Source organism: Acinetobacter sp. 25-47-130 (genome assembly GCF_056779705.1).
This window is the reverse complement of sequence record NZ_JBWYII010000023.1, coordinates 1-521: the sequence shown is the minus strand read 5'-3', so window position 1 is coordinate 521 and position 521 is coordinate 1. Positions and strand designations below refer to the sequence as shown.

1 protein-coding gene is annotated in these 521 nt (G+C 47.0%); it reads right to left on the bottom strand.

Annotation, left to right across the window (positions count from 1 at the left end):
- Positions 1 to 521 (bottom strand): GA-like domain-containing protein (locus tag AC1M83_RS14165; RefSeq protein WP_481590942.1); only part of this gene is annotated, 521 nt, incomplete at both ends.

The following is a 521-nucleotide window of genomic DNA, read 5'->3' as shown; positions in this document are numbered from 1 at the left end:
TCATTTACTGTTGGTAAAGTGATATCAACCAGATCATTTAAACGACCTTGTAGCGCATCTTTTGCTGCTTGTACTGCCTCAGGTAACGCTGTCACTTTTGTTTGTGCTTCTGTTTTCGCAGCAAGTGCTTCATCACGTGCTTGAGTCAATGCAGTAAGTTCTGTTGGGGTGATGAGGCCATTGGCATTTGCATCGATCAGCGCTTGTTCTGCCGCAGCGTATGCTGCTTCAGCCGCCTCTACTGCTGCTTCGGCATCTGCCAATACTTGTTCGTACTCATCTGCTACGCCATCTTCGTTTTCATCATTTACTGTTGGTAAGGTGATGTCGACTAGATCATCTAAGCGTGCATCCAGTGCGTCTTTGTCTGCTCCTTCTGGAAGTGCATCAACTTTCGCTTGTGCATCTTCTTTAGCAGTAAGCGCATCATCACGTGCTTGAGTCAGCTCAGCAAGTTCTGTTGGCGTGATTAAACCATCTGATTCTGCATCTGCTAGTGCTTGCTCTGCCTCAGCATATGC